Origin of the sequence: Rhizobium sp. SRDI969, assembly GCF_025152725.1 — a bacterium.
Taxonomy (GTDB): domain Bacteria; phylum Pseudomonadota; class Alphaproteobacteria; order Rhizobiales; family Rhizobiaceae; genus Rhizobium; species Rhizobium leguminosarum_I.
The window spans coordinates 231,364-252,794 of sequence record NZ_CP104038.1 but is presented as its reverse complement, the minus strand read 5'-3'; the positions used below and the strand labels follow the sequence as shown (position 1 = coordinate 252,794).

Genomic DNA, 21,431 nt, shown 5'->3' with positions numbered 1-21,431 from the left:
AGAGTGTCAATCAAGTGGGAGGATGAAAGCATGAAACTCGCAAAGAAACTCGCAATAGGCGTGGCATTTGCCGTCGGCATGATGGCCGGAACGGCAAGTGCTGCCGACATCAAGATCGGTCTCGTCGTCAAGTCGCTCGGCAACGGCTTCTTCGATGCCGCCAACAAGGGTGCGCAGGAAGCCGCCAAGGAACTCGGCGGCGTCGAGGTCATCTATACCGGTCCGACGACGACGACGGCCGAAGGCCAGATCGAAGTCATCAACTCGCTGATCGCCCAGGGCGTCAGCGCCATCGCGGTCTCGGCCAACGATCCCGACGCGCTCGTTCCGGCGCTGAAGAAGGCTACACAGCGCGGCATCAAGGTCATCTCCTGGGATTCCGGCGTCGCACCTGAAGGCCGTATCCTGCAGCTCAACCCGTCGTCCAACGAGTTGATAGGCAAGATGTGCCTGACGCTGGTCAAGGACCATCTCGACGGCGGCAAGGGTGACTTCGCCATCCTGTCAGCCACGACCACCTCGACCAACCAGAACATCTGGATCGACCAGATGAAGAAGCAGCTCAAGGATTTCCCGGGCCTCAACCTCGTCACCACCGTCTATGGCGACGACCTTTCGGACAAGTCCTATCGTGAAGCCGAAGGCCTGTTGAAGGCGAACCCGAACATCAAGGTCATCGTCGCTCCGACGACGGTCGGCGTTCTCGCCGCGTCCAAGGTCGTCGAAGACAAGGGCCTTATCGGCAAGGTCTACGTCACCGGTCTCGGCCTGCCATCCGAAATGGCCGGCGCGATCAAGTCGGGCGCGACGAAGGAATTCGCCATCTGGAACCCGATCGATCTCGGTTACTCCGCAACGCAGATCGCCTATCGCCTCGTCAAGGGCGAGACCGACGGCAAGCCGGGCAGCGAGATCGAAGCCGGCCGCATGGGCAAGATCAAGGTCGGCGCCAATGGTGAAGCCGCCATGGCCGATCCCTTCGTCTATAATGCTTCGAATATCGACCAGTTCTCCAAGGTCTTCTGATCTAGAGCCATCGCATAAAAGCCCGGCGGCTTCGATGGCCGCCGGGAATTCTCATTCGACACTGGTAGAAGCTTGATGAACGCCGCCTTTCAACAAACCGCCACGGACAGCAAAACCGGTGATGCGCCCGCCATTCTGGAAATGCGTTGCATCTCCCAGATCTTTCCGGGCGTGAAGGCGCTCGACAATGTCAGCATCGCGCTGCATCCCGGCACGGTGACCGCGCTGATCGGCGAAAACGGCGCCGGCAAATCGACGCTGGTCAAGATCCTCACCGGCATCTACAGGCCGAACGAAGGCGAGATCCTGGTCGACGGCCAGCCGGTGACCTTTGCCAGCGCCCAGGCCGCAATCGACGCCGGCGTCACCGCCATCCATCAGGAAACCGTGCTGTTTGACGAACTGACGGTTGCCGAAAACATTTTCCTCGGCCATGCGCCGCGCACGCGTCTGCGCACCATCGACTGGCAGGCGATGAACAGCCGCGCCAAAGCGCTGCTGACCGCGCTCGAAAGCAATATCGACCCGACGATCCGCCTGAAGGACCTTTCGATCGCGCAGCGCCACCTGGTGGCGATTGCGCGCGCTCTGTCGATCGAGGCCCGCATCGTCATCATGGACGAGCCGACGGCAGCGCTTTCCCGCAAGGAGATCGACGATCTCTTCCGCATCGTCCGGGGCCTGAAGGAAAAGGGCAAGGCGATCCTCTTCATCAGCCACAAGTTCGACGAAGTCTACGAGATCGCCGATGATTTCGTCGTCTTCCGCGACGGCCGCGCCGTCGGCCAGGGCCGGCTCAAGGAAACGCCGCAGGACGAGATCGTCCGCATGATGGTCGGCCGCGACGTCGAGAACGCTTTTCCCAAGGTCGACGTCGCCATCGGCGGCCCAGTTCTGGAGATCCGCAACTACACCCATCGCACCGAATTCCGCGACATCTCCTTCACCCTGCGCCAGGGCGAGATTCTCGGCATATACGGCCTGATCGGTGCCGGCCGTTCGGAACTGTCCCAATCGCTCTTCGGCATCACCAGGCCGCTCTCCGGCACCATGATGCTCGAAGGCCGCGAAATCACCATCCATTCGCCGCAGGACGCGATCCGCGCCGGCATCGTCTATGTGCCGGAGGAGCGCGGCCGCCACGGCTTAGCGCTGCCGATGCCGATCTTCCAGAACATGACGCTGCCTTCGCTTAGCCGCACCTCGCGCCGGGGCTTCCTCAGGGTGGCAGAAGAATTCGCCCTCGCCCGCAAATATGCCGAGCGCCTGGATCTGCGCGCAGCCGCCCTTTCCGTCCCGGTCGGCACGCTGTCGGGCGGCAACCAGCAGAAGGTCGTCATCGGCAAATGGCTGGCGACGGCGCCGAAGGTCATCATCCTCGATGAACCCACAAAGGGCATCGACATTGGCTCGAAGGCAGCCGTGCACGGCTTCATCAGCGAACTCGCCGCCGAGGGCCTGTCGATCATCATGGTCTCGTCCGAACTGCCCGAAATCATCGGCATGTCGGACCGCGTCCTGGTGATGAAGGAGGGTCTCGCCGCCGGGATATTCGACCGCGCCGAGCTATCGCCGGAAGCGCTGGTGCGCGCCGCCACCGGCAATGCATAAGGTAAAAGCATGGCAAGACTGATCAGAAAACGCGAAACCCTGCTGTTCCTCATCATCGTGGTGATGATCGCGATCTTTTCGACGCGCGCCGCCGATTTCGCAACGCCGGAGAATCTCGCCGGCATTTTCAACGATACCTCCATCCTGATCATCCTGGCGCTCGCGCAGATGACGGTCATCCTGACGAAATCGATCGACCTGTCGGTTGCCGCCAATCTCGCCTTCACCGGCATGGCGATCGCGATGATGAATGCCGCCTATCCCGACCTGCCGCTCATCGTGCTCATCCTTGCCGCGATCGTCATCGGCGCCTGCCTCGGCGCCATCAACGGCTTTCTCGTCTGGGCGCTCGAAATCCCGCCGATCGTCGTCACACTCGGCACGCTTACCATCTATCGCGGCATGGCCTTCGTGCTTTCGGGCGGGGCATGGGTCAACGCCCACCAGATGACGCCGATCTTTCTGTCGGTGCCGCGCACGCCGATCCTCGGCCTGCCGGTTCTCGGCTGGGTGGGCATCGTCATCGTGCTTCTGATGTATGTCCTGCTCAGATACACCCAGTTCGGCCGCTCGGCCTATGCGACCGGCGGCAATCCGACCGCGGCCGTCTATGCCGGCATCGATACCGGCTGGACGAAATTTTTGGCGTTTGTTCTGTCGGGCGCGCTGGCCGGCCTCTCGAGCTATCTCTGGGTGTCGCGTTATGCCGTCGCCTATGTCGATATCGCCAACGGCTTCGAGCTCGACAGCGTCGCGGCCTGTGTCATCGGCGGCATTTCGATTGCCGGCGGCGTCGGCTCGGTCGCCGGCACCGTGCTCGGCGCGCTCTTCCTCGGCGTCATCAAGAATGCGCTGCCGGTGATCGGAATTTCACCCTTCACGCAAATGGCGATCTCCGGAACCGTCATCATTCTCGCAGTCGCCTTCAACGCCAGGCGTGAGCGCAACCGCGGCCGAATCATCCTGCGCGACCGCGCCGCGGCCGAGATCAGAACGGAGGCCGCAGCATGAGCGCCGTGTCCACACACGAAAAGCGGGTCATTCCCGACCGCCTCGGCACGCCCTTCCGCCGCATCCTCGCGAGCTGGGAAGTGCTGCTCTTTGCCGTCGCCGTGCTGATCTTCATCTTCAATTCGCTCGCCTCGCCCTATTTCCTCGATGCCTGGAACCTCTCGGACGCTACCTTCAACTTCACCGAAAAGGCAATGATTGCCTTCGCCATGGCGCTGCTCGTCATATCAGGCGAAATCGACCTCTCGGTCGCCGCGATCATCGCGCTCGCCTCGACGGCGATGGGCGCGGCAGCGCAGGTCGGCATCGGCACACCGGGGCTGGTCGCGATCGGCATCGGCACCGGCCTTGCCTGCGGCATCTTCAACGGCGTGCTGGTCTCGGTGCTGAAACTGCCGTCGATCGTCGTCACCATCGGTACGATGAGCCTTTTCCGCGGCATTTCCTATATCGTGCTTGGCGACCAGGCCTATGGCAAATACCCGGCGGATTTCGCCTATTTCGGCCAGGGCTATGTCGTCTGGGTATTCTCCTTCGAATTCGTGCTCTTCATTGTGCTGGCGATCCTCTTCGCCATCCTGCTGCATGCGACGAATTTTGGCCGGCAGGTCTATGCGATCGGCAACAACGACTTCGCCGCCCGCTTTTCCGGCATTCCGGTCGAACGCGTCAAATTCATCCTCTTCCTGCTGACCGGCGTCATGAGCGGCATCGCCGCCGTCTGCCTGACCTCACGCCTCGGCTCGACCCGGCCGTCGATCGCCCAGGGCTGGGAACTCGAGGTCGTCACCATGGTCGTGCTCGGCGGCATCTCGATCCTCGGCGGCTCCGGCACCATCGTCGGCGTCGTCATCGCCGCCTTCGTCATGGGTCTCGTCACCTTCGGCCTCGGCCTGTTGAACGTGCCCGGCATCGTCATGTCGATCTTCATCGGCCTGCTTCTGATCATCACCATCGCCATCCCGATCATCGCCCGCCGTATCAAGCTCATGAGCTCCCGATGACATCAGAAAAACACGCCTTCAAGATGCAGCTCAACCCCGGCATGGAAGCCGAATACCGCAGGCGGCATGACGAGATCTGGCCGGAACTGGTCGATCTCCTGCGCAAGTCAGGCGCCAGCGACTATTCCATCCATCTCGACCGCGAGACCAACACGCTGTTCGGCGTGTTGACGCGGTCCACTGATCACACGATGGCGAGCCTGCCGGAGCATCCCGTCGTGAAAAAATGGTGGGCTTATATGGCCGATATCATGGCGACCAATCCCGATAATTCACCGGTCCAGAGCGACCTGGTCACCGTCTTCCATATGCCATGAACGCCACCTCCTATCGCCGCATCGCCGTCCTCGACATCGGTAAGACCAATGCCAAGGTCGTCGTGCTCGACAGCGAGACGGGCGCTGAGATCGCCGTGTTGAAACGGCCGAATATCACGATCAAAACCGGCCTCTATCCGCATTACGACGTAGAGGCTCTCTGGTCCTTTGCGCTCGATGCGCTGAAGAACCTTGCGCGCGCGCCCGGCTTCGACGCCATTTCGATCACCACCCATGGCGCCTCTGCAGCACTGCTTGCCCGGGACGGCACGCTTGCCATGCCGGTGATCGACTATGAACACGAATATCCGCAGGACATCCGCGATGCCTATACGCGGCTGCGCCCCTCCTTCGATGAAACCTTCTCGCCGCGCCTCGCGATGGGTCTCAATGTCGGCGCGCAGCTGCACTACCAGAAGAGCGCCTTTCCCGAGGAATTCGCCGAGGTGGCGACCATCCTCACCTATGCGCAATACTGGACGGCGCGGCTGACCGGTGTTGCCGCCAATGAGCTGACTTCGCTCGGCTGCCACACCGACCTCTGGAACCCGAGGGCCGGCCGCTATTCCTCACTCGTCGACAGGCTCGCCATCCGCGGCCTCATGGCGCCGATCCGCTCCGCCTTCGATGCGCTCGGCCCGGTCCTGCCCGACATCGCCGCTGAGCTCGGCCTTGCCGCGCCCGTGCCGGTCTATTGCGGCATTCACGATTCCAATGCCTCGCTGCTGCCGCATCTGGTTCATCGGGAGGCACCCTTTGCCGTCGTCTCCACAGGCACATGGGTCATCAATTTCGGCGTCGGCGGCGATCTCGATCATCTCGATCCGAAACGCGATACCCTCGCCAATGTCGATGCCTATGGCCGGGCCGTCCCCTCTTCCCGTTTCATGGGTGGGCGGGAATTCGAGATCCTTTCGGCCGAGATCGGCCCTGTCGACGCAGAAGCCGCTCAGGCAGCAATCGGTCCAGTCATCGCCAAGGGCATGATGCTGCTGCCAAATATCGCCCTCGGTTCCGGGCCTTTCCCAGGAAAGGCAAGCCGCTGGATCGGTGCCGAAGAAGCAAGCCGCGAGGAGCGCTTTGCCGCTGCCTGCCTCTATCTCGCTTTGATGACCGATGCCTGCCTCGGACTGATCGGCGCCAAAGGCCCGGCTATCGTCGAAGGGCCGTTTGCGCTGAATGAGACCTATCTCCAACTGCTGGCGGTCCTGACCGGCCGCGAGGTCATGGCGCTTCCAGGTTCGACCGGCACCAGCCAGGGTGCCGCCCTTCTGACCGGCATCCGGCCGGTGTCGAGCGCCGAGACGCATATTCCGCCGACCGATATCCCCGGACTGACCGCCTATCGCACCCGCTGGCACGCGGCGATGGAATAGGAGCTTTTCCAAGAACAGACCTTGTTCATCCCTGTCTTGTGATTAGTGTGCACCTCGAAAATCAGGTCGAGGAGATAGCATGACAGAGACATTCGATCCGCGCGCGCTTGCAGCCGGGCTTCACAGCCTGCGACAGGCCGGTCGTCAGGAGGCAACGGACACTTTCGCGCTGCCAGCCGATCTCCATCAGGCGATGGAGGCGCAGGACTTGCTTGCCGCCGCGAACGGTATTTCGAGCAATGCCTGGAAGGTGACGGTCTCGCCGCAGGGCCAGGCGGTCACCGGCCCGCTGCATCCCTATGCCGAAGCCGTCTCAGGCGCTGACATTCCCTGGTATCCGGGCCTGAAATTCGAAACCGAGATCGCCGTCCGTCTTGGCAGGGACCTGCCGATCCGCACAGGCGTTCCCTACAGCCGCGCCGAGGTGGTCGAGGCGATCTCCGCTGTCTATCTCGGCGCCGAACTGTTGATCAGCGCTGTCAAGGAAAGCGGCAGCGTATCGTTTCTGCTGTTCCTCGCCGACCGGCTCGGCAATAGCGGCTATGTGCTCGGCCCGGAGGTCGAAAAAAGCGTCGTCGACACCGTCGCCGGCACGCCGCTCAAGGTCACCCATGCCGGCCGCACGATCTATGATGGTCCAGCACAGCATCCGAAGGGCGACGTTCTCACCTGGCTCGTCGATTACGCGAATGACGGCTTGCGCCCTGAGACATCGCTGAAGACGGGTGCGCTCATCACCACAGGCACGTTGAGCGGCGCGATCGAACTGACCGAACCCGGCGAGATCGACATCCTGCTCGGCAATAGCAGCCTCAGCTTCTCGGTGTCGAAGGTCTGATTTGACGCCGCGGTGCCCTACGCCTTGTCGCGGAACATCTCGATGATAGCGGAAAAATCCCTTCCGCCATTGCCCTGCTTTTCGAAAAGCGCATAAAGCTGTGCTGCTTCCGCGCCGAGCGGGGTGGAGGCGCCGCTCGCCAGGGCCGCCTCCTGCGAGAGCCTGAGATCCTTCAGCATCAGTGCCGCGGCAAAACCCGGTTTGTAGCCATTGTTCGCAGGCGAGTTCGGCACCGGTCCGGGCACCGGACAATAGGTATTGATCGACCAACACTGGCCTGACGAGGTCGAGGCAACGTCAAACAATGCCTGATGCGAGAGCCCAAGTTTCTCGGCGAGCACGAAGGCTTCGCAGACGCCCACCATCGAGATACCGAGGATCATGTTGTTGCAGATCTTCGCCGCCTGGCCGGCGCCGGCCTCGCCGCAATGGACGATCTTCTTTCCCATGGCCTCGAGGATTGGTTTTGCCCTGGCGAAGGCGTCTTCCGTGCCGCCGGCCATGAAGGTCAGCGTGCCCGCGGTCGCCCCGCCCGTGCCGCCGGAGACGGGAGCGTCGAGCGACAGGCAGCTGGCGGCCTTGGCCATTTCATGCGCCTTGCGGCTGCTTTCGACATCGATGGTCGAGCAATCGATGACCAGCGTGCCTTGCGCCGCGGACTGCAGGATATCGGTCCAGGCCGTCAGCACGTGCCTGCCCTGCGGCAGCATTGATATGACAATGTCGGCGTCCTTGACCGCCTGGCTGGCATGGCTTGCCGGCTTGACGCCACTCTCCTCGGCCGCCTTCAGCACCGAAGCCGCGAGGTCGAAGCCGAAAACCTCATGACCTGATTTGACCAGATTGGCGGCCATCGGCCCGCCCATGTTGCCGAGGCCGATGAATGCGATCTTTGCCATGGTCTTCTCCTATCAATTGTCTTCGAGGATCATCGCTGCCGCCTTTTCGGCGATCATGATGGTCGGCGAATTTGTGTTGCCCGAAGTGATCGACGGCATCACCGAGGCGTCGGCGATCCTGAGCTTGCCGAGCGCCCGGAGTCTCAGCCTGGGATCGACGACGCTGTCCCTGTCGGCACCCATGCGGCAGGTGCCGACGGGATGGAAGATCGTCGTGCCGATCTCGCCTGCCGCCCGCTCCAGATCGGCCTCCGTCTGATAGGCTGGCCCCGGCTTGAATTCCTCCGGCCTGAAACGGGCAAACGAAGGCTGCGCGACGATCTTGCGCGTCAACCGTATTGAACGGACAGCTATGTCACGATCGCGCTGCGTCGAGAGGTATCTAGGGCTGATCGTCGGCTGGGCGGCGAAATCCGGGCTCGACAGGTGGACAGAACCGCGGCTTTCCGGCCTGAGGTTGCAGACGCTCGCGGTGATCGCCGGAAAAGGATGGATGGGATCGCCGAACTTTTCCAGCGAGACCGGCTGCACATGATATTGCAGGTCGGGCGTTTCCCGGTCCGGGCCCGATCGGGTGAAAATGCCGAGTTGGCTCGGCGCCATCGCCATCGGTCCGGAGCGACGGACGAGATATTCGAGCCCGATCGCCGCCTTGCCAATCAGCTTCGTCGCCTTCTCGTTCAGCGTCGGAACGCCCGTGACTTTGTAGGCCAGACGCAGTTGCAGATGGTCCTGCAGGTTCTCGCCAATGCCCTTGACCTCGGTGACGACATCGACGCCCGCTTGGCTGAGAACCTCGCCCCGGCCGATGCCCGACAGTTCCAGGATATGCGGAGAGCCGATCGAACCGGCCGAAAGGACGGTTTCTTTCGCGGCATAGGCGCGTTTCGCCAAGCCCCGATGCTGGAATTCGACGCCGGCAACGGCGCCTTCCTCCACCAGCAGCCGCCGGACCTGCGCCTTGGTGAGCACGGTCAGGTTGGAGCGTTTCATCGCCGGGCGCAGGAAGGCCTTCGACGTGTTCCAGCGAATGCCGGAACGCTGATTGACGTCGAAATAGCCGGAGCCCTCATTGCTGCCGCGGTTGAAATCCGCGGTCTCCGGAATGCCGGCTTCCTTGGCAGCCTGCTGGAAGGCATCGAGCACGGCCCAGCGCACGCGCGCCTTCTCGATGCGCCATTCGCCGCCGGCACCATGCATCTCGTCTTCGCCGCGATAAAAATCTTCGGACTTGCGGAAGAAGGGCAGAACATCGTCCCAGCCCCAGCCGCTGCATCCCATCTGCCGCCAGAGGTCGTAGTCGCGCGCCTGACCGCGCATGTAGATCATGCCGTTGATCGACGAACAGCCGCCGAGCACCTTGCCGCGCGGATAGCTCAGCGCCCGGCCGTTCAGCCCCGCTTCCGGCGCCGTGGTGAAGCACCAGTCGGTGCGCGGATTGTTGATGCAATAGAGATAACCGACTGGAATATGGATCCAGTGATAATTGTCGCTGCCGCCGGCTTCGAGCAGCAGTACCCGGCTCCGGCCATCGGCCGACAGCCGGTTGGCGAGCACGCAGCCGGCGCTGCCTGCCCCGATGATGATATAGTCGTAACGATCCATGCCCCGACGAGACTCCAGATGCTTGCCGCTTCCCCCTCCCCGCAGCCCGGGGAGAGGAAGAGTCGCAGCGTCGCCGCCCGTCTCTTTTCTGGGGAAAAGTAATTCTTCCCGGAAAGAGAGAGGTCCGCCCGTTCAGCGGCGATAGACGAAGCCCAGTTTCCGCCCCAGCCGAGAGGCGTAGAATTCACCGATGATCCCACGGCGGAAGATCAGCACGCAGACCATGAAGACGATGCCGGTGATGATCGTCACCGGGAATTCCGACGTGGCGAGGTAGTTTTCCAGCGCCACCACCAGCCCGGCGCCGAAGAGCGGGCCGATCAGCGTGCCGATGCCGCCGAGCAGCGTCATCAGGATCACCTCGCCCGACATCTGCCAGGCGACGTCGGTCAGCGTTGCAAACTGGAAAACGATCGATTTCACCGCGCCCGCGAGCCCGGCAAGCGCTGCCGACATGACGAAGGCGCCGAGCTTGTAGCGCGCCACGGAATAGCCAAGCGAGATCGCCCGTTGCTCGTTCTCACGGATCGATTTCAGGATCATGCCGAAGGGTGAATTGATGAAGCGCCAGATGATCAGCACGCCGATGATGAACACGGCCAGCACGAAATAATACATGTTGGTCGAGCTGTTCAGATCGATGAAGCCGAAGAGATGACCGCGTGGCACGGACTGGATGCCGTCCTCGCCCTCGGTGAACTTCGCCTGCAGGCAGAAGAAGAAGAACATCTGCGACAGCGCCAGCGTGATCATCGCGAAATAGATGCCCTGCCGGCGGATGGCGAAGAAACCCATGACGAGCCCCAGAAACGCCGCCCCCGCCACGCCGATCAGGATGCCGAGTTCCGGCGGCAAGCCCCATGCCTTCACCGTATAGGCGGTGAAATAGGCAGCACCGCCGAAGAATGTGGCGTGGCCGAAGGAAAGCAGGCCGGTATAGCCGAGCAGCAGGTTGAAGGCGCAGGCAAAGAGCGCGAAGCAGAGCAGCTTCATCAGGAAGATCGGATAGAAGAAAAACGGCGCCAGTAGCAGGAGCAGCAGCCCGGCCAGCAGGAAACCCGCCTGCACCGAAAGGGCGGTTCTGTTTTTTTCCGTTCGGATGGTGTCGGTGATGTCGGCCATGTCAAGCATCCCGTCCGAAGAGGCCCGCGGGCCTGATGAGAAGCACGATCGCCATGATGACGAAGATCACGATGTTCGACGCCTCGGGATAGAAGACCTTGGTGAGGCCCTCGGCGATGCCGAGCACATAACCGGTGATGATCGCGCCCATGATCGATCCCATGCCGCCGACGACGACGACGGCGAAAACGACGATGATCATATTCGAGCCCATCAGCGGCGAGACCTGGTAGATCGGCGCCGCCAGCACGCCGGCAAAGGCGGCGAGACCGGCGCCGAGCGCATAGGTGAGCGTCAACAGCACCGGCACGTTGACGCCGAAGACCTGCACCAAAACGGCATTTTCGGTGGCGGCCCTGAGATAGGCGCCGAGCTTGGTCTTTTCGATCAGCAGCCATGTGCCAAGGCAGACGACGAGCGAGACGACGACCACCCAGCCGCGATAGATCGGCAGGAACATGAAGCCGAGATTGGCCCCGCCGGCAAGGGCCGCCGGTGTCGCATAGGGCTGGCCGGAAGAGCCGTAGAGATAACGGAAGGTGCCCTCGACCGCGAGCGCCAGTCCGAAGGTGAAGAGCAGGCCGTAGAGCGGATCGAGATCATAGAGCCGCCGCAGGAACAGCCGCTCGATGATAGCGCCGGCAAGGCCAACGATAACGGGCGCCAGGATCAGTGACGGCCAGTAGCCGATGCCGGCATAGGTCAGCAGCAGGTAGGCGACGAAGGCGCCGAGCATATATTGCGCGCCATGGGCGAAGTTGATCACCCTAAGCAGGCCGAAGATGATGGCGAGGCCGAGGCTGAGCAGCGCGTAGAACGAGCCGTTGATCAGGCCGATCAGCAGCTGGCCGAGCAGCGCCTGCAGGGGAATGCCGAAGATCATCGTCATCTGGTCACACTCCCAGAACCTTGTGCAGCGTATCCATGCGCTGCGGCAGTTCACCGACCGGGAATTCCGACACCATCTGCCCATGATCCATCAGATAGAAGCGATCGGCAATACGGCTGGCGAAGCGGAAATTCTGCTCGACCAGCAGGATCGTCATGCCGCGCTCCTTCAGCGTCTTCAGCACCTCGCCGATGCGCTGGACGATCACGGGGGCAAGCCCCTCCGTCGGTTCGTCGAGAATGAGCAGCCTGACGCCGGTACGCAGGATCCGGGCGATCGCCAGCATCTGCTGCTCGCCGCCGGATAGTTTGGTGCCCGGGCTGCCGCGGCGCTCGTGGAGATTGGGGAAGAGCTCATAGATCTCGTCGAGCGTCATGCCGCCCGCTGCCACGACAGGCGGCAGCAGCAGGTTTTCCGAAACGGTCAGCGTCGAGAAGATGCCGCGTTCCTCCGGCACGAAGCCGATGCCCCGATGCGCCGTCTTGTGCAGCGGCACCTGCATCATATCGCTGCCGGCAAAGCTGATCTTGCCCCTGCGGGCCCCCACGATGCCGGTGATGGTGCGCAGCGTCGTCGTTTTGCCGACGCCGTTGCGGCCGAGAATGGTGATCGTCTCGCCTTCGGCCACACGCATGTCGACGCCGTGCAGGACGTGGCTTTCGCCGTACCAGGCATTGAGCCCCTGGACTTCGAGGAGAGCGGCCATCAATGCTCCTCCGTGCCCATATAGGCCACGCGCACGCGCTCGTCCTGGCTGACGGTGGCATAGTCGCCCTCGGCGAGGATCTCGCCGCGCTGGAGCACGGTGACATGCTGGCAGATATTGGCGACGACGGAGAGATTGTGTTCGACCATCAGCACCGCCCGGTCGCGGGCGACGTCGCGTATGATCGACGAGACGACGCCGACATCCTCCTGCCCCATGCCGGCCATCGGCTCGTCGAGCAGCAGCACTTTCGGATCCAATGCCAGCGTGGTGGCGATCTCCAGAACGCGCTTGCGGCCATAGGAAAGATCGGCGGCGATGTGATCGCGCTCCTTGGACAGCCCGACGCTCGCCAGCAGTTCGTCGGCGCGCTCGTTCAGCCGGCCGAGCGCGGACAGCGGCTGCCAGAACTGCGTGGAAAGATTGTTCGGCCGCTGCAGCGCCACGCGGACATTGTCGAGAACGGTCAGGTGCGGAAAGACCGCCGAGATCTGGAAGGAGCGAACGAGCCCCATGCGCGCCACTCTGTCGGGCGGCGTCTTGGTGATGTCGGTGCCCATCAGCGTGATGGTGCCGGAGGTCGGCTGCAGGAACTTGGTCAGCAGGTTGAAGACCGTCGTCTTGCCGGCGCCGTTCGGGCCGATCAGTGCATGCACGCTCGCGTCATGCACGTCGAGATCGACGTTCTTGACGGCCGTGAAGCCACCGAAATCGCGGCGCAAGCCGCGGGCGGACAATACCACCCGCGGCTTTTCCTGAGTTTCAATTGCGGAGACCGCCATCGTGCTTACTTCACCAGATCGCAGCCGCTCTTGGCGGGATCGATATAGGCTTCCTTGCCGGGAATGGTGGCGAGAACGTTGAAGTAATCCCACGGCTCCTTGCTTTCGGCAGGCTTCTTGACCTGCAGCAGGTACATGTCGTGGATCATGCGGCCATTGGCGCCGACCGTGCCGCCGCGGCCGAAGACGTCGTCGACCGGCAGTTCATGCAGCTGCTTGGCGACGGCTTCCGTCTCGTCGGTGCCGGCCTTCTGCACCGCCTTCAGATATTGCGTCACTGCTGAATAGGTACCGGTGTGGATCATGTTCGGCATCTTGCCGGTGCGGGCGAAGAATTTCTTGGCGAAGGCGCGGCTTTCGTCGTCGCGGTTCCAGTAATAACCTTCCGTCAGCGTTAGCCCCTGCGCCGCATCGAGGCCGAGACCGTGGACTTCGGCCAATGTGAAGAGTAGTGCCGCCAGATGCTGGCCGCCTTGGGTGATGCCGAATTCGGCCGCCTGCTTGATGGCGTTCGAGGTGTCGAGGCCGGCATTGGCAAGGCCGATCACCTTGGCGCCGGACGATTGCGCCTGCAGCAGGAAGGACGAAAAGTCCTGGGTCGACAGTGGGTGGCGGACGGCGCCGACGACCTTGCCGCCACTCGCCTTGACGTAATCACTGGTCTGCTGCTCCAGCGAATAGCCGAAGGCATAGTCGGCAGTCAGGAAGAACCAGCTGTCGCCGCCCTGCTTGACGAGCGCGCCGCCGGTGCCGACAGCTAGCGCATGGGTGTCGTAGGCCCAATGGAATCCATAAGGCGAGCAGGCCTTGCCGGTGAGATCCGTAGTGGCCGCACCTGTGACGATGTCGATCTTCTTCTTCTCCTTGGCGATCGCCTGCACGGCGAGCGCCACCGACGAGGTCGTCAGTTCCATGATCGCATCCACCTGCTCGGTGTCGTACCACTGGCGGGCGATGTTGGAGGCTATATCCGGCTTGTTCTGGTGGTCGGCATCGACGATCTCGACCGGCACATCAAGCACCTTGCCGCCGAAATCTTCGACCGCCATCTTGGCGGCTTCGACAGAAGACTTGCCGCCGAAATCGGCATAGACACCCGACTGATCGTTCAGGATGCCGATCTTGACCTTGCCGTCGGTCGCGCTCTGCGCGAGTACCGCAGTGCTGCTCGCGAGCAGAAATGCAACTGATACAATGAAATTCTTACGCATATTCTCTCCTCCCAGAGATTGGCCAGATTGCGGATCTGTTCAGATTTGGCCAGCCGCACTCCTCAGAGCGGCGGACCCTGCCCTTACGATCACGGAAATTCCCCGTTGAAGCAACGGGTGGTTTACAACTAATTCCAAACAGTATCTGTTCGTTTTTGAACAGATGAGGATCGCGATGAACAATCCACCGCAGTTTACTTGGGACGATCTGCAGTTTTTTCTAGCCGTCGCCCGCACCGGACAGCTGTCGACCGCCGCCAGGCAACTGCGCTCCAGCCATGCCACCGTCTCGCGCCGCATCGACCGGCTGGAGTTCACCCTCAAGGTCAAGCTGTTCGAGCGCAATCCCCGCGGCTACGTGCTAACCGCCATGGGCACGCGCTTCGTCGAGACGGCCGAGAGGATGGAGCAGGAGACCGAACGGCTGCGCGCCGACCTCGCCGACGGCTCGATGGCGCAGCGCGGCCTTGTGCGGCTCAGCGCGCCGGAGGGTTTTGCCAATTTCTTCTTCGCAACCGTGCTGCCGCAGTTTGCCGCCCAGCATCCGCACCTGGCGCTGGAACTGGTGACGATCCAGCAGATCATGTCGCTGTCGCGCAAGGAGGCCGATCTTTCCGTCGTGCTCGACGAACCGAAGGGCGGGGCGTATTTCGCCGAGAAGCTGACGGATTACCACCTGCAGGTATACGGCTCGTGCGATTATCTGGCCAAGGCGCCTGACATCAACTCCCGCGAAGACCTGCTCAGCCATCCCTTCGTCAGCTATATCGAGGAAATGATCTTCGCGCCGGGCCTGGATTATCTGGGCGATGTGCACCCGCGCATCAAGCCGCAGTTCCAGAGCTCCAGCATCTTCGCGCAGCTGACTGCCACGAGAAACGGCCTCGGCCTCTGCATCCTGCCCTATTTCTTCGCCAGCCGTTATCCCGAACTCGTGCGCGTGCTGCCAGACGAGATCGACCTCAAGCGCCATTACTGGATCACCTGCCATCGCGACCTGAAACAGGCGCCCCGCGTGCGCGCCGTCATCGATTTCCTCCGTGAGGCGGTGCGCGGCGAGGATGCGCGCTTCGTCCCGCCCTATGTCACCGCCGCCGGCCCCGCGCGCCGGGCAAGAGCGGATGTTTAGATCATGAGTGGCATGATGCCAGCTCTTTCAGGAATTCGGCCCGGTGCGGGGTGAATGCATCGATCAGTCGGCCCTTTTCCAGCGCCTTGACGCCATGGACCAGATTGGGGGGCACGATGAAGCTGCCGCCCTGCTTGAGCACCTCGGTCCGGCCATCGATCGTCACTTCGAAACTGCCTTCGGCGACATAGCTCGCCTGGATGTGCGGATGCGAATGGGCGGCACCCACGGCACCGCTTTCGAAGGCCACTTCCACCATCATCATCTCGGGCAGGTAGGTCATGATGCGCCGGACGACGCCGGGCTCGGGATTGACCCATTCGGCGCCTTCGGCCGATACGAACAGATCGCTTGACGACATTTCCGCCTCCTCGTTCCAGAATCGATCGCGGGCAAAGTGGATCATGCCGACGCTTTTGAAAAGATGGCGTGGCCCGTCTTTTCGGCGCGACGACCTTCTGTTGACGCGGTCGGCTGGCGGGTCTATGGCCAACTTGAGCGAGGCAAGCCTGAACCATGAGGAGACGCCGCCATGCAGCATACGCGCGAAGTTTTCGACTGGGCCGATCCGTTCCGCCTGGTGGAGCAACTGACCAGCGAAGAGCGCATGGTGCAGGATACTGCCCACGCCTATGCGCAGGAAAAGCTTGCGCCCCGCGTTCTCGACGCCTTCCGTAACGAAAAGACCGATCCTGAGATCTTCCGCGAAATGGGCGAACTCGGCCTGCTCGGCCCGACGGTCTCGCCGGATTATGGCGGCGCCGGCCTCGGTTACACCGCCTACGGCCTGATCGCCCGCGAGGTCGAAAAGGTCGATAGTGGTTATCGTTCGATGATGAGCGTCCAGTCATCACTCGTAATGGTGCCGATCGAAACCTTCGGGTCGCAGGCACAGAAGCTGAAATACCTGCCGAAACTCGCCACCGGCGAATGGATCGGCTGCTTCGGGCTGACCGAACCGGATCACGGCTCCGACCCCGGCTCGATGGCTACACGTGCCAAAAAGGTCGACGGCGGCTACAGCCTGACCGGCTCGAAGACCTGGATCTCCAACGCACCGATCGCCGATGTCTTCGTCGTCTGGGCAAAGACCGAGGATGGCCTCATCCGCGGCTTCATCCTCGAAAAGGGCTGGAAAGGGCTTTCGGCTCCCGCCATCCACGGCAAGGTGGGCTTACGCGCCTCGATCACCGGTGAAGTGGTGATGGACGGGGTCTTCGTGCCTGAGGAAAACCTTCTGCCTGATGTGACAGGCCTCAAAGGGCCGTTCACCTGCCTCAACTCGGCCCGCTTCGGCATCGCCTGGGGCGCACTCGGTGCTGCCGAGGATTGTTATGCGAGAGCCCGGCAATATACGCTCGAGCGCAAGCAGTTCGGACGGCCGCTTGCCGCCAACCAGCTGATCCAGAAGAAGCTCGCCGACATGGCGGCGGAAATCGCGCTCGGCCTTCAGGGTTGTCTGCGGCTTGGCCGCATGAAGGAGGAAGGCCATCCGCCGGTGGAACTGACCTCGATCCTCAAGCGCAACAGCTGCGGCAAGGCGCTGGAGATTGCGCGGGCGGCCCGCGACATGCTCGGCGGCAACGGCATCTCCGACGAATTCGGCATCGCCCGTCACCTCGTCAACCTCGAAGTGGTCAACACCTATGAGGGCACGCACGACATCCACGCGCTGATCATCGGCCGGGCGATCACCGGCATTGCCGCCTTTGCGAACTAGCCTCTTGGCGCGAAAGGGCGAATTGCCACGCGCCTGACAATGTGCAACCTTCGCTGAAGGCGGCAAGAGCCGGCAAAAAGGGGGGACCATGCATGTTTCTGCTTGTTGCATTGCTGATTGGTGTCATTGCCGGGCTTCGCGCCATGACCGCGCCCGCCGCCGTCGCCTGGGGCGCGGCGCTTGGCTGGTTTGATGTCTCGCAGACGCCGCTTGCGTTCATGGCTTACCAATGGACGCCGTGGATCTTCACGCTTCTCGCCGTCGTCGAACTGATTACCGACCAGCTGCCATCTACGCCTTCGCGCAAGGTGCCGGTGCAATTCGGCGCTCGCATTGTCATGGGCGGGCTGGCAGGTGCCACGATCGGCGCCGCCAACAGCCTGCTCTTCGGCGGGCTGATTGTCGGGGTGATCGGCGCCGTCATCGGCACATATGGCGGTGCTGCCGTCCGCGGCAGGCTCGCAGCGTCCTTCGGCAAGGATCTGCCGGCTGCTCTCATCGAGGATGCCGTCGCCGTCATCGGCGCGCTGCTGATCGTGGCCGTGTCATGAAGAGCTTCGACGCCATCGTTATCGGCGCCGGTCAGTCCGGCCCCTTCCTCGCTGCCCGGATGGTCGAAAAGGGCATGAAGGTGGCGCTGATCGAGCGCAAATTCCTCGGCGGCACCTGCGTCAATGCCGGCTGCATGCCGACGAAGACGCTGGTCGCCAGCGCCCGCGCCGCCCATGTCGCGAGAAACGGCGCCGTTTACGGCGTGAATCTCCAGGGCGAGATCGCCATCGACATGAAGGTGGTCAAAGCCCGTGCCGAAACCGTGACCATGAACGCCCGCAACGGCTTGATCAGCTGGTTCGCCGGCATGGACGGTATGACCGTGATTTACGGCCACGCCCGTTTCGAGGGCCCGAAGACCGTCAGCGTCAACGGCGAGACGCTGACCGCACCGCGCATCTTCCTCAATGTCGGCGCGCGGCCCGTCATCCCCGACCTGCCCGGGATCAACGATATCGACTATCTCACCAGCACCTCGATCATCCATCTCGACACGCTGCCGCGGCATCTGGCCGTCATCGGCGGCAGTTATATCGGGTTGGAATTCGCACAGATGTATCGCCGCTTCGGCGCCGAAGTCAGCGTCATCGAGCATGGCCCGAAGCTCGCATCGCGCGAGGACGAGGATATATCCGACGCGATCGCTGATGTCCTGCGCTCGGAGGGCATCGACATTCATACCGGCGCCAGCGACATCGCCTTCGCCAAGAGCAGCGACGGAATAACGGTCGCCACCGATTCAGCGAGAATCGATGCGAGCCATGTGCTGATCGCCACGGGCCGCAAGCCGAATACCGACGATCTCGGCCTCGATACCGCCGGCGTCATCACCGACAAGCACGGCTATATCACAGTCGACGACAGGCTTGCCACCAATGTCGACGGCATCTTAGCGCTCGGCGACTGCAACGGCCGCGGCGCCTTCACCCACACTTCCTACAATGATTTCGAGATCGCCGCCGCCAACCTGCTCGACGGCGACGATCGCAAGGTCTCGAGCCGCATCCTGGCCTATGCCCTTTATATCGACCCGCCGCTTGGCCGCGTCGGCATGACGGAGAAGCAGGCGCGTGCCTCGGGACGCAAGATCATGATCTCGACCCGGCCGATGAGCCGCGTCGGCCGCGCCAACGAGCGCGGCGAGACCAAAGGCTTCATGAAGGTGATCGCCGACGCCGAGACCAAAAAAATCCTCGGTGCGGCGATCCTCGGCATCGAAGGCGACGAGGTGATCCACGGCATCATAGACGCGATGAATGCGGGAACGACCTATCCGGCCTTGCAATGGTCGGTGCCGATCCATCCGACGGTGTCGGAGCTGATCCCGACGCTGCTTGGGGATTTGAAGCCAGTTTAGCTGTAGAAACCCCGGGCCGAGGACAGCTGCGTGTCTATCGAACTGCTGATCGAGCACTACGGCCTGTTGGCGATATTTCTGGGTTCAGCCTTCGAAGGCGAAACAGCCGCCTTCCTTGGCGGCGTGATTTCCCACCGCGGGCTGCTGACCTATTGGTCGGCGTCGCTTGCGGCAACGGCAGGATCGTTCGCCGGCGATCAGTTCTGGTTCTTCGCCGGCCGTTATGCGGCTCGATGGGGTCTCGTCCGCCGGCTGATGGAGACACCGGCGCTGGCGCGTGCAACCCGGCTCCTGGAAAGATATCCCACAGGCTTCATCCTTGCGTTTCGTTTCCTGGTGGGATTGCGGACGATCAGCCCGATCGTCATCGGCACGACGCGAATAGCGACCGGGAAATTCATGATCCTGAATGCCGTGGCCGCGCTGGTGTGGGGGCAGCTCTTCACGGCGCTGGGCTATTTGTTTGGGCACGGCCTTGAACAGACATTGGGCCGCCTTCCGCTTCACCGCCATCTCCTGATCGCAGTCGGAGCCGCGGCTGTCGTCGCAGCCGCGGCTCTTGCCTTTCGCAAGATGAAACTGAACGCCAAGCACTCATAGAGGTATGGCGTCCTATTCCATCACAATCTGCAGCTTCACGTCGCTCGGCCGCGCCTCGACGGCGCGGTCAAACGCCTTGATGGAATCCTCGAACTTGAACGTCTCTGATATCAGCGGCTTCAGATCCACGCGACCCGAGCCGAGCAGCGCGATCGAGCGCTCATACTGGTGCGCGTAGCGGAACACCGTCTCGATGCGGATTTCCTTGGTGGATGCCGTCGAGACGTCGAAGCCGATCGGGTTGACCGGCAGGCCGACGACGACGATGACGCCGCCCGGGCGCGGCAGCGCCATGATCGTCTCCCAGGCCTTTGGCGAACCGGAGCATTCGAAGACGACATCGGCGCCCCAGCCGTCGGTCAGCCGGGCAACTTCTTCGGCCAGGTTCTTCTCGCGGATATTGACCGGGATGACGCCCTGGTATTGTGCGGCGATATCGAGCTTCGGCTGGGCAAGATCAGCCACGATCGCGCGGGCGCAGCCGCCGGCAAGCGCCGCGATCGCCACCATCGTGCCGATCGGCCCGGCGCCGAGAACGACGGCAGTATCACCAGGCGTAATCTTCGCCTTGGCAGCCGCCTGCATGCCGACGGCGAAGGGCTCGACCATGGCGCCTTCGGCAAAGCTGACACTGTCGGGCAGCTTGAAGGTGTAGTTGGCGGGATGCACGACCTCTGGCGTCAGCACGCCATGGATCGGCGGGGTCGCCCAGAAGGTGACAGCCGGGTCGATATTGTACATGCCGAGCCGGCTTGCCTTCGAATTCGGATCGGGAATGCCGGGCTCCATGCAGACGCGGTCGCCCACTTTCAGATGCGTGACGCCGGTACCGACCTCGACCACCGTGCCCGCCGCCTCATGGCCGAGCACCATCGGCGCGTTGACGATGAAGGGGCCGATCTTGCCGTGGGTGTAATAATGCACGTCCGAACCACAGACGCCGACCGTGTGGATCCTGATCTTCACCTCGCCGGGGCCGGTTTCGAGCGGCAGATCGATATCGCGGAGCGCAAGCTCATGCTGGCGCTCGAGGACAAGCGCGCGGACTTTGGTCATCGTCGGTTTCCTTCCCTAATGGCTTGCCCATGACTCCATCGGGCAGCGTTGCAGCCGACTATAAAGCCCGAAGCCTTCCCAATTCAACCAGATTGCGAAGGCTTTTGCTCAACAAATGAAAAAATGCTCACTCGTACTTGCCGAGGCTCAGTGCCGGCAGCGGCCCGTCCGAAAACTGCGCCAACCTGGTCCGATGGTGAGCGGCCTCGCAAGCGCATTTATAAGATTTTTATATTGATGGCCTGTCGTCCGTCTCGAACCTTTATGCTCTTCGGCTCCATATTGACGTCCGAGAGATCGAAAGATCGTCTCCACGCCAGAAAGCATGAAAGGCGGCCTCCCAGCGCCCTTTGTCTTGTCTGACTCCAAGAAGAACGACAGGAGTCACGATCATAATGGATATCATTCTACTCGGCACGGCGATCATATTCTTTGCGCTGTGCTTTGCCTACACCCGAGCCTGCGACAGGCTTTGACAGGAGAAACGACGATGACCCTCGATTATGTCTTGAGCGGTGCCGTAACCGTGTTTCTCACCGTTTACCTCACCTACGCTCTCCTTCGCCCAGAACGCTTCTGAAGAGAACTGGCGCTTCTGGGGTCGCGCATGCGCGACCGAG

The 21,431-nt window shown here is 62.3% G+C and carries 22 protein-coding genes; 13 read left to right on the top strand and 9 right to left on the bottom strand.

The features are described from left to right. Window positions 1-30 precede the first annotated feature (30 nt). The 7 genes from rhaS (at window position 31) to N2A41_RS30830 (ending at window position 7,183) form a co-directional block, all read left to right on the top strand. The gene (gene rhaS, locus N2A41_RS30860; RefSeq protein ID WP_260111837.1) at window positions 31-1,026 is read left to right on the top strand and encodes a rhamnose ABC transporter substrate-binding protein; all 996 of its coding nucleotides are present in this window, start codon (window positions 31-33) and stop codon (window positions 1,024-1,026) included. Window positions 1,027-1,101: 75 nt separating this feature from the next. Continuing rightward, entirely contained in the window at window positions 1,102-2,637 is a 1,536-nt protein-coding gene (locus tag N2A41_RS30855; protein WP_260111836.1) for a sugar ABC transporter ATP-binding protein, read from the top strand. Window positions 2,638-2,646: 9 nt separating this feature from the next. After that, entirely contained in the window at window positions 2,647-3,648 is a 1,002-nt protein-coding gene (locus tag N2A41_RS30850) for an ABC transporter permease (RefSeq protein WP_170258347.1), read from the top strand. Continuing rightward, window positions 3,645-4,652 (top strand): ABC transporter permease, encoded by a 1,008-nt coding sequence (locus N2A41_RS30845; RefSeq protein WP_130703870.1) that lies wholly within the window; start codon window positions 3,645-3,647, stop codon window positions 4,650-4,652. The genes N2A41_RS30850 and N2A41_RS30845 overlap by 4 nt, the downstream gene beginning before the upstream one ends. Further along, the gene (gene rhaM / locus N2A41_RS30840) at window positions 4,649-4,969 is read left to right on the top strand and encodes an L-rhamnose mutarotase (RefSeq protein ID WP_260111835.1); all 321 of its coding nucleotides are present in this window, start codon (window positions 4,649-4,651) and stop codon (window positions 4,967-4,969) included. Before N2A41_RS30845 ends, rhaM begins: the two co-directional genes overlap by 4 nt. Continuing rightward, window positions 4,966-6,345 (top strand): FGGY-family carbohydrate kinase, encoded by a 1,380-nt coding sequence (locus tag N2A41_RS30835; protein ID WP_222385260.1) that lies wholly within the window; start codon window positions 4,966-4,968, stop codon window positions 6,343-6,345. Before rhaM ends, N2A41_RS30835 begins: the two co-directional genes overlap by 4 nt. Before the next feature lie 79 nt (window positions 6,346-6,424). Beyond that, window positions 6,425-7,183, top strand: a complete 759-nt coding sequence (locus tag N2A41_RS30830; RefSeq protein ID WP_170279519.1) for a fumarylacetoacetate hydrolase family protein — start codon at window positions 6,425-6,427, stop codon at window positions 7,181-7,183. Between the two features lie 17 nt (window positions 7,184-7,200). On the opposite strand, the gene mmsB is transcribed toward N2A41_RS30830, so the two are convergent. The 7 genes from mmsB to N2A41_RS30795 all read right to left on the bottom strand — a co-directional run bounded on the left by mmsB (window position 7,201) and on the right by N2A41_RS30795 (window position 14,397). Next, entirely contained in the window at window positions 7,201-8,082 is an 882-nt protein-coding gene (gene mmsB, locus N2A41_RS30825; RefSeq protein WP_222385259.1) for a 3-hydroxyisobutyrate dehydrogenase, read from the bottom strand. Window positions 8,083-8,094: 12 nt separating this feature from the next. Further along, the gene (locus tag N2A41_RS30820) at window positions 8,095-9,687 is read right to left on the bottom strand and encodes a GMC family oxidoreductase (protein WP_222385258.1); all 1,593 of its coding nucleotides are present in this window, start codon (window positions 9,685-9,687) and stop codon (window positions 8,095-8,097) included. Window positions 9,688-9,819: 132 nt separating this feature from the next. Next, the gene (locus tag N2A41_RS30815) at window positions 9,820-10,809 is read right to left on the bottom strand and encodes a branched-chain amino acid ABC transporter permease (protein ID WP_170279521.1); all 990 of its coding nucleotides are present in this window, start codon (window positions 10,807-10,809) and stop codon (window positions 9,820-9,822) included. A gap of 1 nt (window position 10,810) precedes the next feature. Further along, window positions 10,811-11,698 carry a branched-chain amino acid ABC transporter permease gene (locus tag N2A41_RS30810; RefSeq protein WP_003553893.1) on the bottom strand — a complete coding sequence of 296 codons (888 nt, stop codon included), beginning with the start codon at window positions 11,696-11,698 and terminating at the stop codon, window positions 10,811-10,813. 4 nt (window positions 11,699-11,702) lie between these two features. Next, a complete protein-coding gene (locus N2A41_RS30805) occupies window positions 11,703-12,404 on the bottom strand; it encodes an ABC transporter ATP-binding protein (protein ID WP_260111834.1) in 702 nt (233 codons plus the stop codon). Continuing rightward, window positions 12,404-13,186 (bottom strand): ABC transporter ATP-binding protein, encoded by a 783-nt coding sequence (locus N2A41_RS30800; RefSeq protein WP_170279523.1) that lies wholly within the window; start codon window positions 13,184-13,186, stop codon window positions 12,404-12,406. Before N2A41_RS30800 ends, N2A41_RS30805 begins: the two co-directional genes overlap by 1 nt. A 5-nt stretch (window positions 13,187-13,191) precedes the next feature. Next, window positions 13,192-14,397, bottom strand: a complete 1,206-nt coding sequence (locus N2A41_RS30795; RefSeq protein ID WP_170279524.1) for an ABC transporter substrate-binding protein — start codon at window positions 14,395-14,397, stop codon at window positions 13,192-13,194. Window positions 14,398-14,572: 175 nt separating this feature from the next. Here N2A41_RS30795 and N2A41_RS30790 point away from each other — a divergent pair, with 175 nt between their 5' ends. Continuing rightward, complete coding sequence (locus N2A41_RS30790; RefSeq protein ID WP_170258358.1) at window positions 14,573-15,526, top strand: LysR family transcriptional regulator; 954 nt, start codon at window positions 14,573-14,575, stop codon at window positions 15,524-15,526. Window position 15,527: 1 nt separating this feature from the next. Here N2A41_RS30790 and N2A41_RS30785 read toward each other — a convergent pair whose 3' ends face one another. Further along, entirely contained in the window at window positions 15,528-15,887 is a 360-nt protein-coding gene (locus N2A41_RS30785) for a cupin domain-containing protein (protein ID WP_260111833.1), read from the bottom strand. A 171-nt stretch (window positions 15,888-16,058) separates the two neighbouring features. Between N2A41_RS30785 and N2A41_RS30780 the strand changes: the two genes are divergently transcribed. From N2A41_RS30780 to N2A41_RS30765, 4 genes are all read left to right on the top strand, one after another. Beyond that, window positions 16,059-17,246, top strand: a complete 1,188-nt coding sequence (locus N2A41_RS30780) for an acyl-CoA dehydrogenase (RefSeq protein WP_260060262.1) — start codon at window positions 16,059-16,061, stop codon at window positions 17,244-17,246. 92 nt (window positions 17,247-17,338) lie between these two features. Beyond that, on the top strand, window positions 17,339-17,797 hold the full coding sequence (locus N2A41_RS30775; protein ID WP_162115298.1) for a DUF4126 domain-containing protein: 459 nt from the start codon (window positions 17,339-17,341) through the stop codon (window positions 17,795-17,797). Then, on the top strand, window positions 17,794-19,155 hold the full coding sequence (locus tag N2A41_RS30770) for an FAD-containing oxidoreductase (protein ID WP_222280270.1): 1,362 nt from the start codon (window positions 17,794-17,796) through the stop codon (window positions 19,153-19,155). The genes N2A41_RS30775 and N2A41_RS30770 overlap by 4 nt, the downstream gene beginning before the upstream one ends. 30 nt (window positions 19,156-19,185) lie before the next feature. Next, entirely contained in the window at window positions 19,186-19,755 is a 570-nt protein-coding gene (locus N2A41_RS30765) for a DedA family protein (RefSeq protein WP_260111832.1), read from the top strand. 12 nt (window positions 19,756-19,767) lie between these two features. Here N2A41_RS30765 and N2A41_RS30760 read toward each other — a convergent pair whose 3' ends face one another. Next, window positions 19,768-20,811, bottom strand: coding sequence for an NAD(P)-dependent alcohol dehydrogenase (locus N2A41_RS30760; RefSeq protein ID WP_260111831.1), 1,044 nt, complete (start codon window positions 20,809-20,811; stop codon window positions 19,768-19,770). 490 nt (window positions 20,812-21,301) lie between these two features. On the opposite strand from N2A41_RS30760, the gene N2A41_RS30755 reads away from it, so the two are divergent. Continuing rightward, entirely contained in the window at window positions 21,302-21,391 is a 90-nt protein-coding gene (locus N2A41_RS30755; RefSeq protein WP_003547774.1) for a K(+)-transporting ATPase subunit F, read from the top strand. Window positions 21,392-21,431 lie beyond the last annotated feature (40 nt).

Excerpts from the sequence above, each read along its gene's own strand:
- rhaS (WP_260111837.1), top strand. The coding sequence starts at position 31 with ATGAAACTCGCAAAGAAACTCGCAATAGGCGTGGCATTTGCCGTCGGC.
- N2A41_RS30855 (WP_260111836.1), top strand. The coding sequence starts at position 1,102 with ATGAACGCCGCCTTTCAACAAACCGCCACGGACAGCAAAACCGGTGAT.
- N2A41_RS30850 (WP_170258347.1), top strand. The coding sequence starts at position 2,647 with ATGGCAAGACTGATCAGAAAACGCGAAACCCTGCTGTTCCTCATCATC.
- N2A41_RS30845 (WP_130703870.1), top strand. The coding sequence starts at position 3,645 with ATGAGCGCCGTGTCCACACACGAAAAGCGGGTCATTCCCGACCGCCTC.
- rhaM (WP_260111835.1), top strand. The coding sequence starts at position 4,649 with ATGACATCAGAAAAACACGCCTTCAAGATGCAGCTCAACCCCGGCATG.
- N2A41_RS30835 (WP_222385260.1), top strand. The coding sequence starts at position 4,966 with ATGAACGCCACCTCCTATCGCCGCATCGCCGTCCTCGACATCGGTAAG.
- N2A41_RS30830 (WP_170279519.1), top strand. The coding sequence starts at position 6,425 with ATGACAGAGACATTCGATCCGCGCGCGCTTGCAGCCGGGCTTCACAGC.
- mmsB (WP_222385259.1), bottom strand. The coding sequence starts at position 8,082 with ATGGCAAAGATCGCATTCATCGGCCTCGGCAACATGGGCGGGCCGATG.
- N2A41_RS30820 (WP_222385258.1), bottom strand. The coding sequence starts at position 9,687 with ATGGATCGTTACGACTATATCATCATCGGGGCAGGCAGCGCCGGCTGC.
- N2A41_RS30815 (WP_170279521.1), bottom strand. The coding sequence starts at position 10,809 with ATGGCCGACATCACCGACACCATCCGAACGGAAAAAAACAGAACCGCC.
- N2A41_RS30810 (WP_003553893.1), bottom strand. The coding sequence starts at position 11,698 with ATGACGATGATCTTCGGCATTCCCCTGCAGGCGCTGCTCGGCCAGCTG.
- N2A41_RS30805 (WP_260111834.1), bottom strand. The coding sequence starts at position 12,404 with ATGGCCGCTCTCCTCGAAGTCCAGGGGCTCAATGCCTGGTACGGCGAA.
- N2A41_RS30800 (WP_170279523.1), bottom strand. The coding sequence starts at position 13,186 with ATGGCGGTCTCCGCAATTGAAACTCAGGAAAAGCCGCGGGTGGTATTG.
- N2A41_RS30795 (WP_170279524.1), bottom strand. The coding sequence starts at position 14,397 with ATGCGTAAGAATTTCATTGTATCAGTTGCATTTCTGCTCGCGAGCAGC.
- N2A41_RS30790 (WP_170258358.1), top strand. The coding sequence starts at position 14,573 with ATGAACAATCCACCGCAGTTTACTTGGGACGATCTGCAGTTTTTTCTA.
- N2A41_RS30785 (WP_260111833.1), bottom strand. The coding sequence starts at position 15,887 with ATGTCGTCAAGCGATCTGTTCGTATCGGCCGAAGGCGCCGAATGGGTC.
- N2A41_RS30780 (WP_260060262.1), top strand. The coding sequence starts at position 16,059 with ATGCAGCATACGCGCGAAGTTTTCGACTGGGCCGATCCGTTCCGCCTG.
- N2A41_RS30775 (WP_162115298.1), top strand. The coding sequence starts at position 17,339 with ATGTTTCTGCTTGTTGCATTGCTGATTGGTGTCATTGCCGGGCTTCGC.
- N2A41_RS30770 (WP_222280270.1), top strand. The coding sequence starts at position 17,794 with ATGAAGAGCTTCGACGCCATCGTTATCGGCGCCGGTCAGTCCGGCCCC.
- N2A41_RS30760 (WP_260111831.1), bottom strand. The coding sequence starts at position 20,811 with ATGACCAAAGTCCGCGCGCTTGTCCTCGAGCGCCAGCATGAGCTTGCG.
- N2A41_RS30755 (WP_003547774.1), top strand. The coding sequence starts at position 21,302 with ATGACCCTCGATTATGTCTTGAGCGGTGCCGTAACCGTGTTTCTCACC.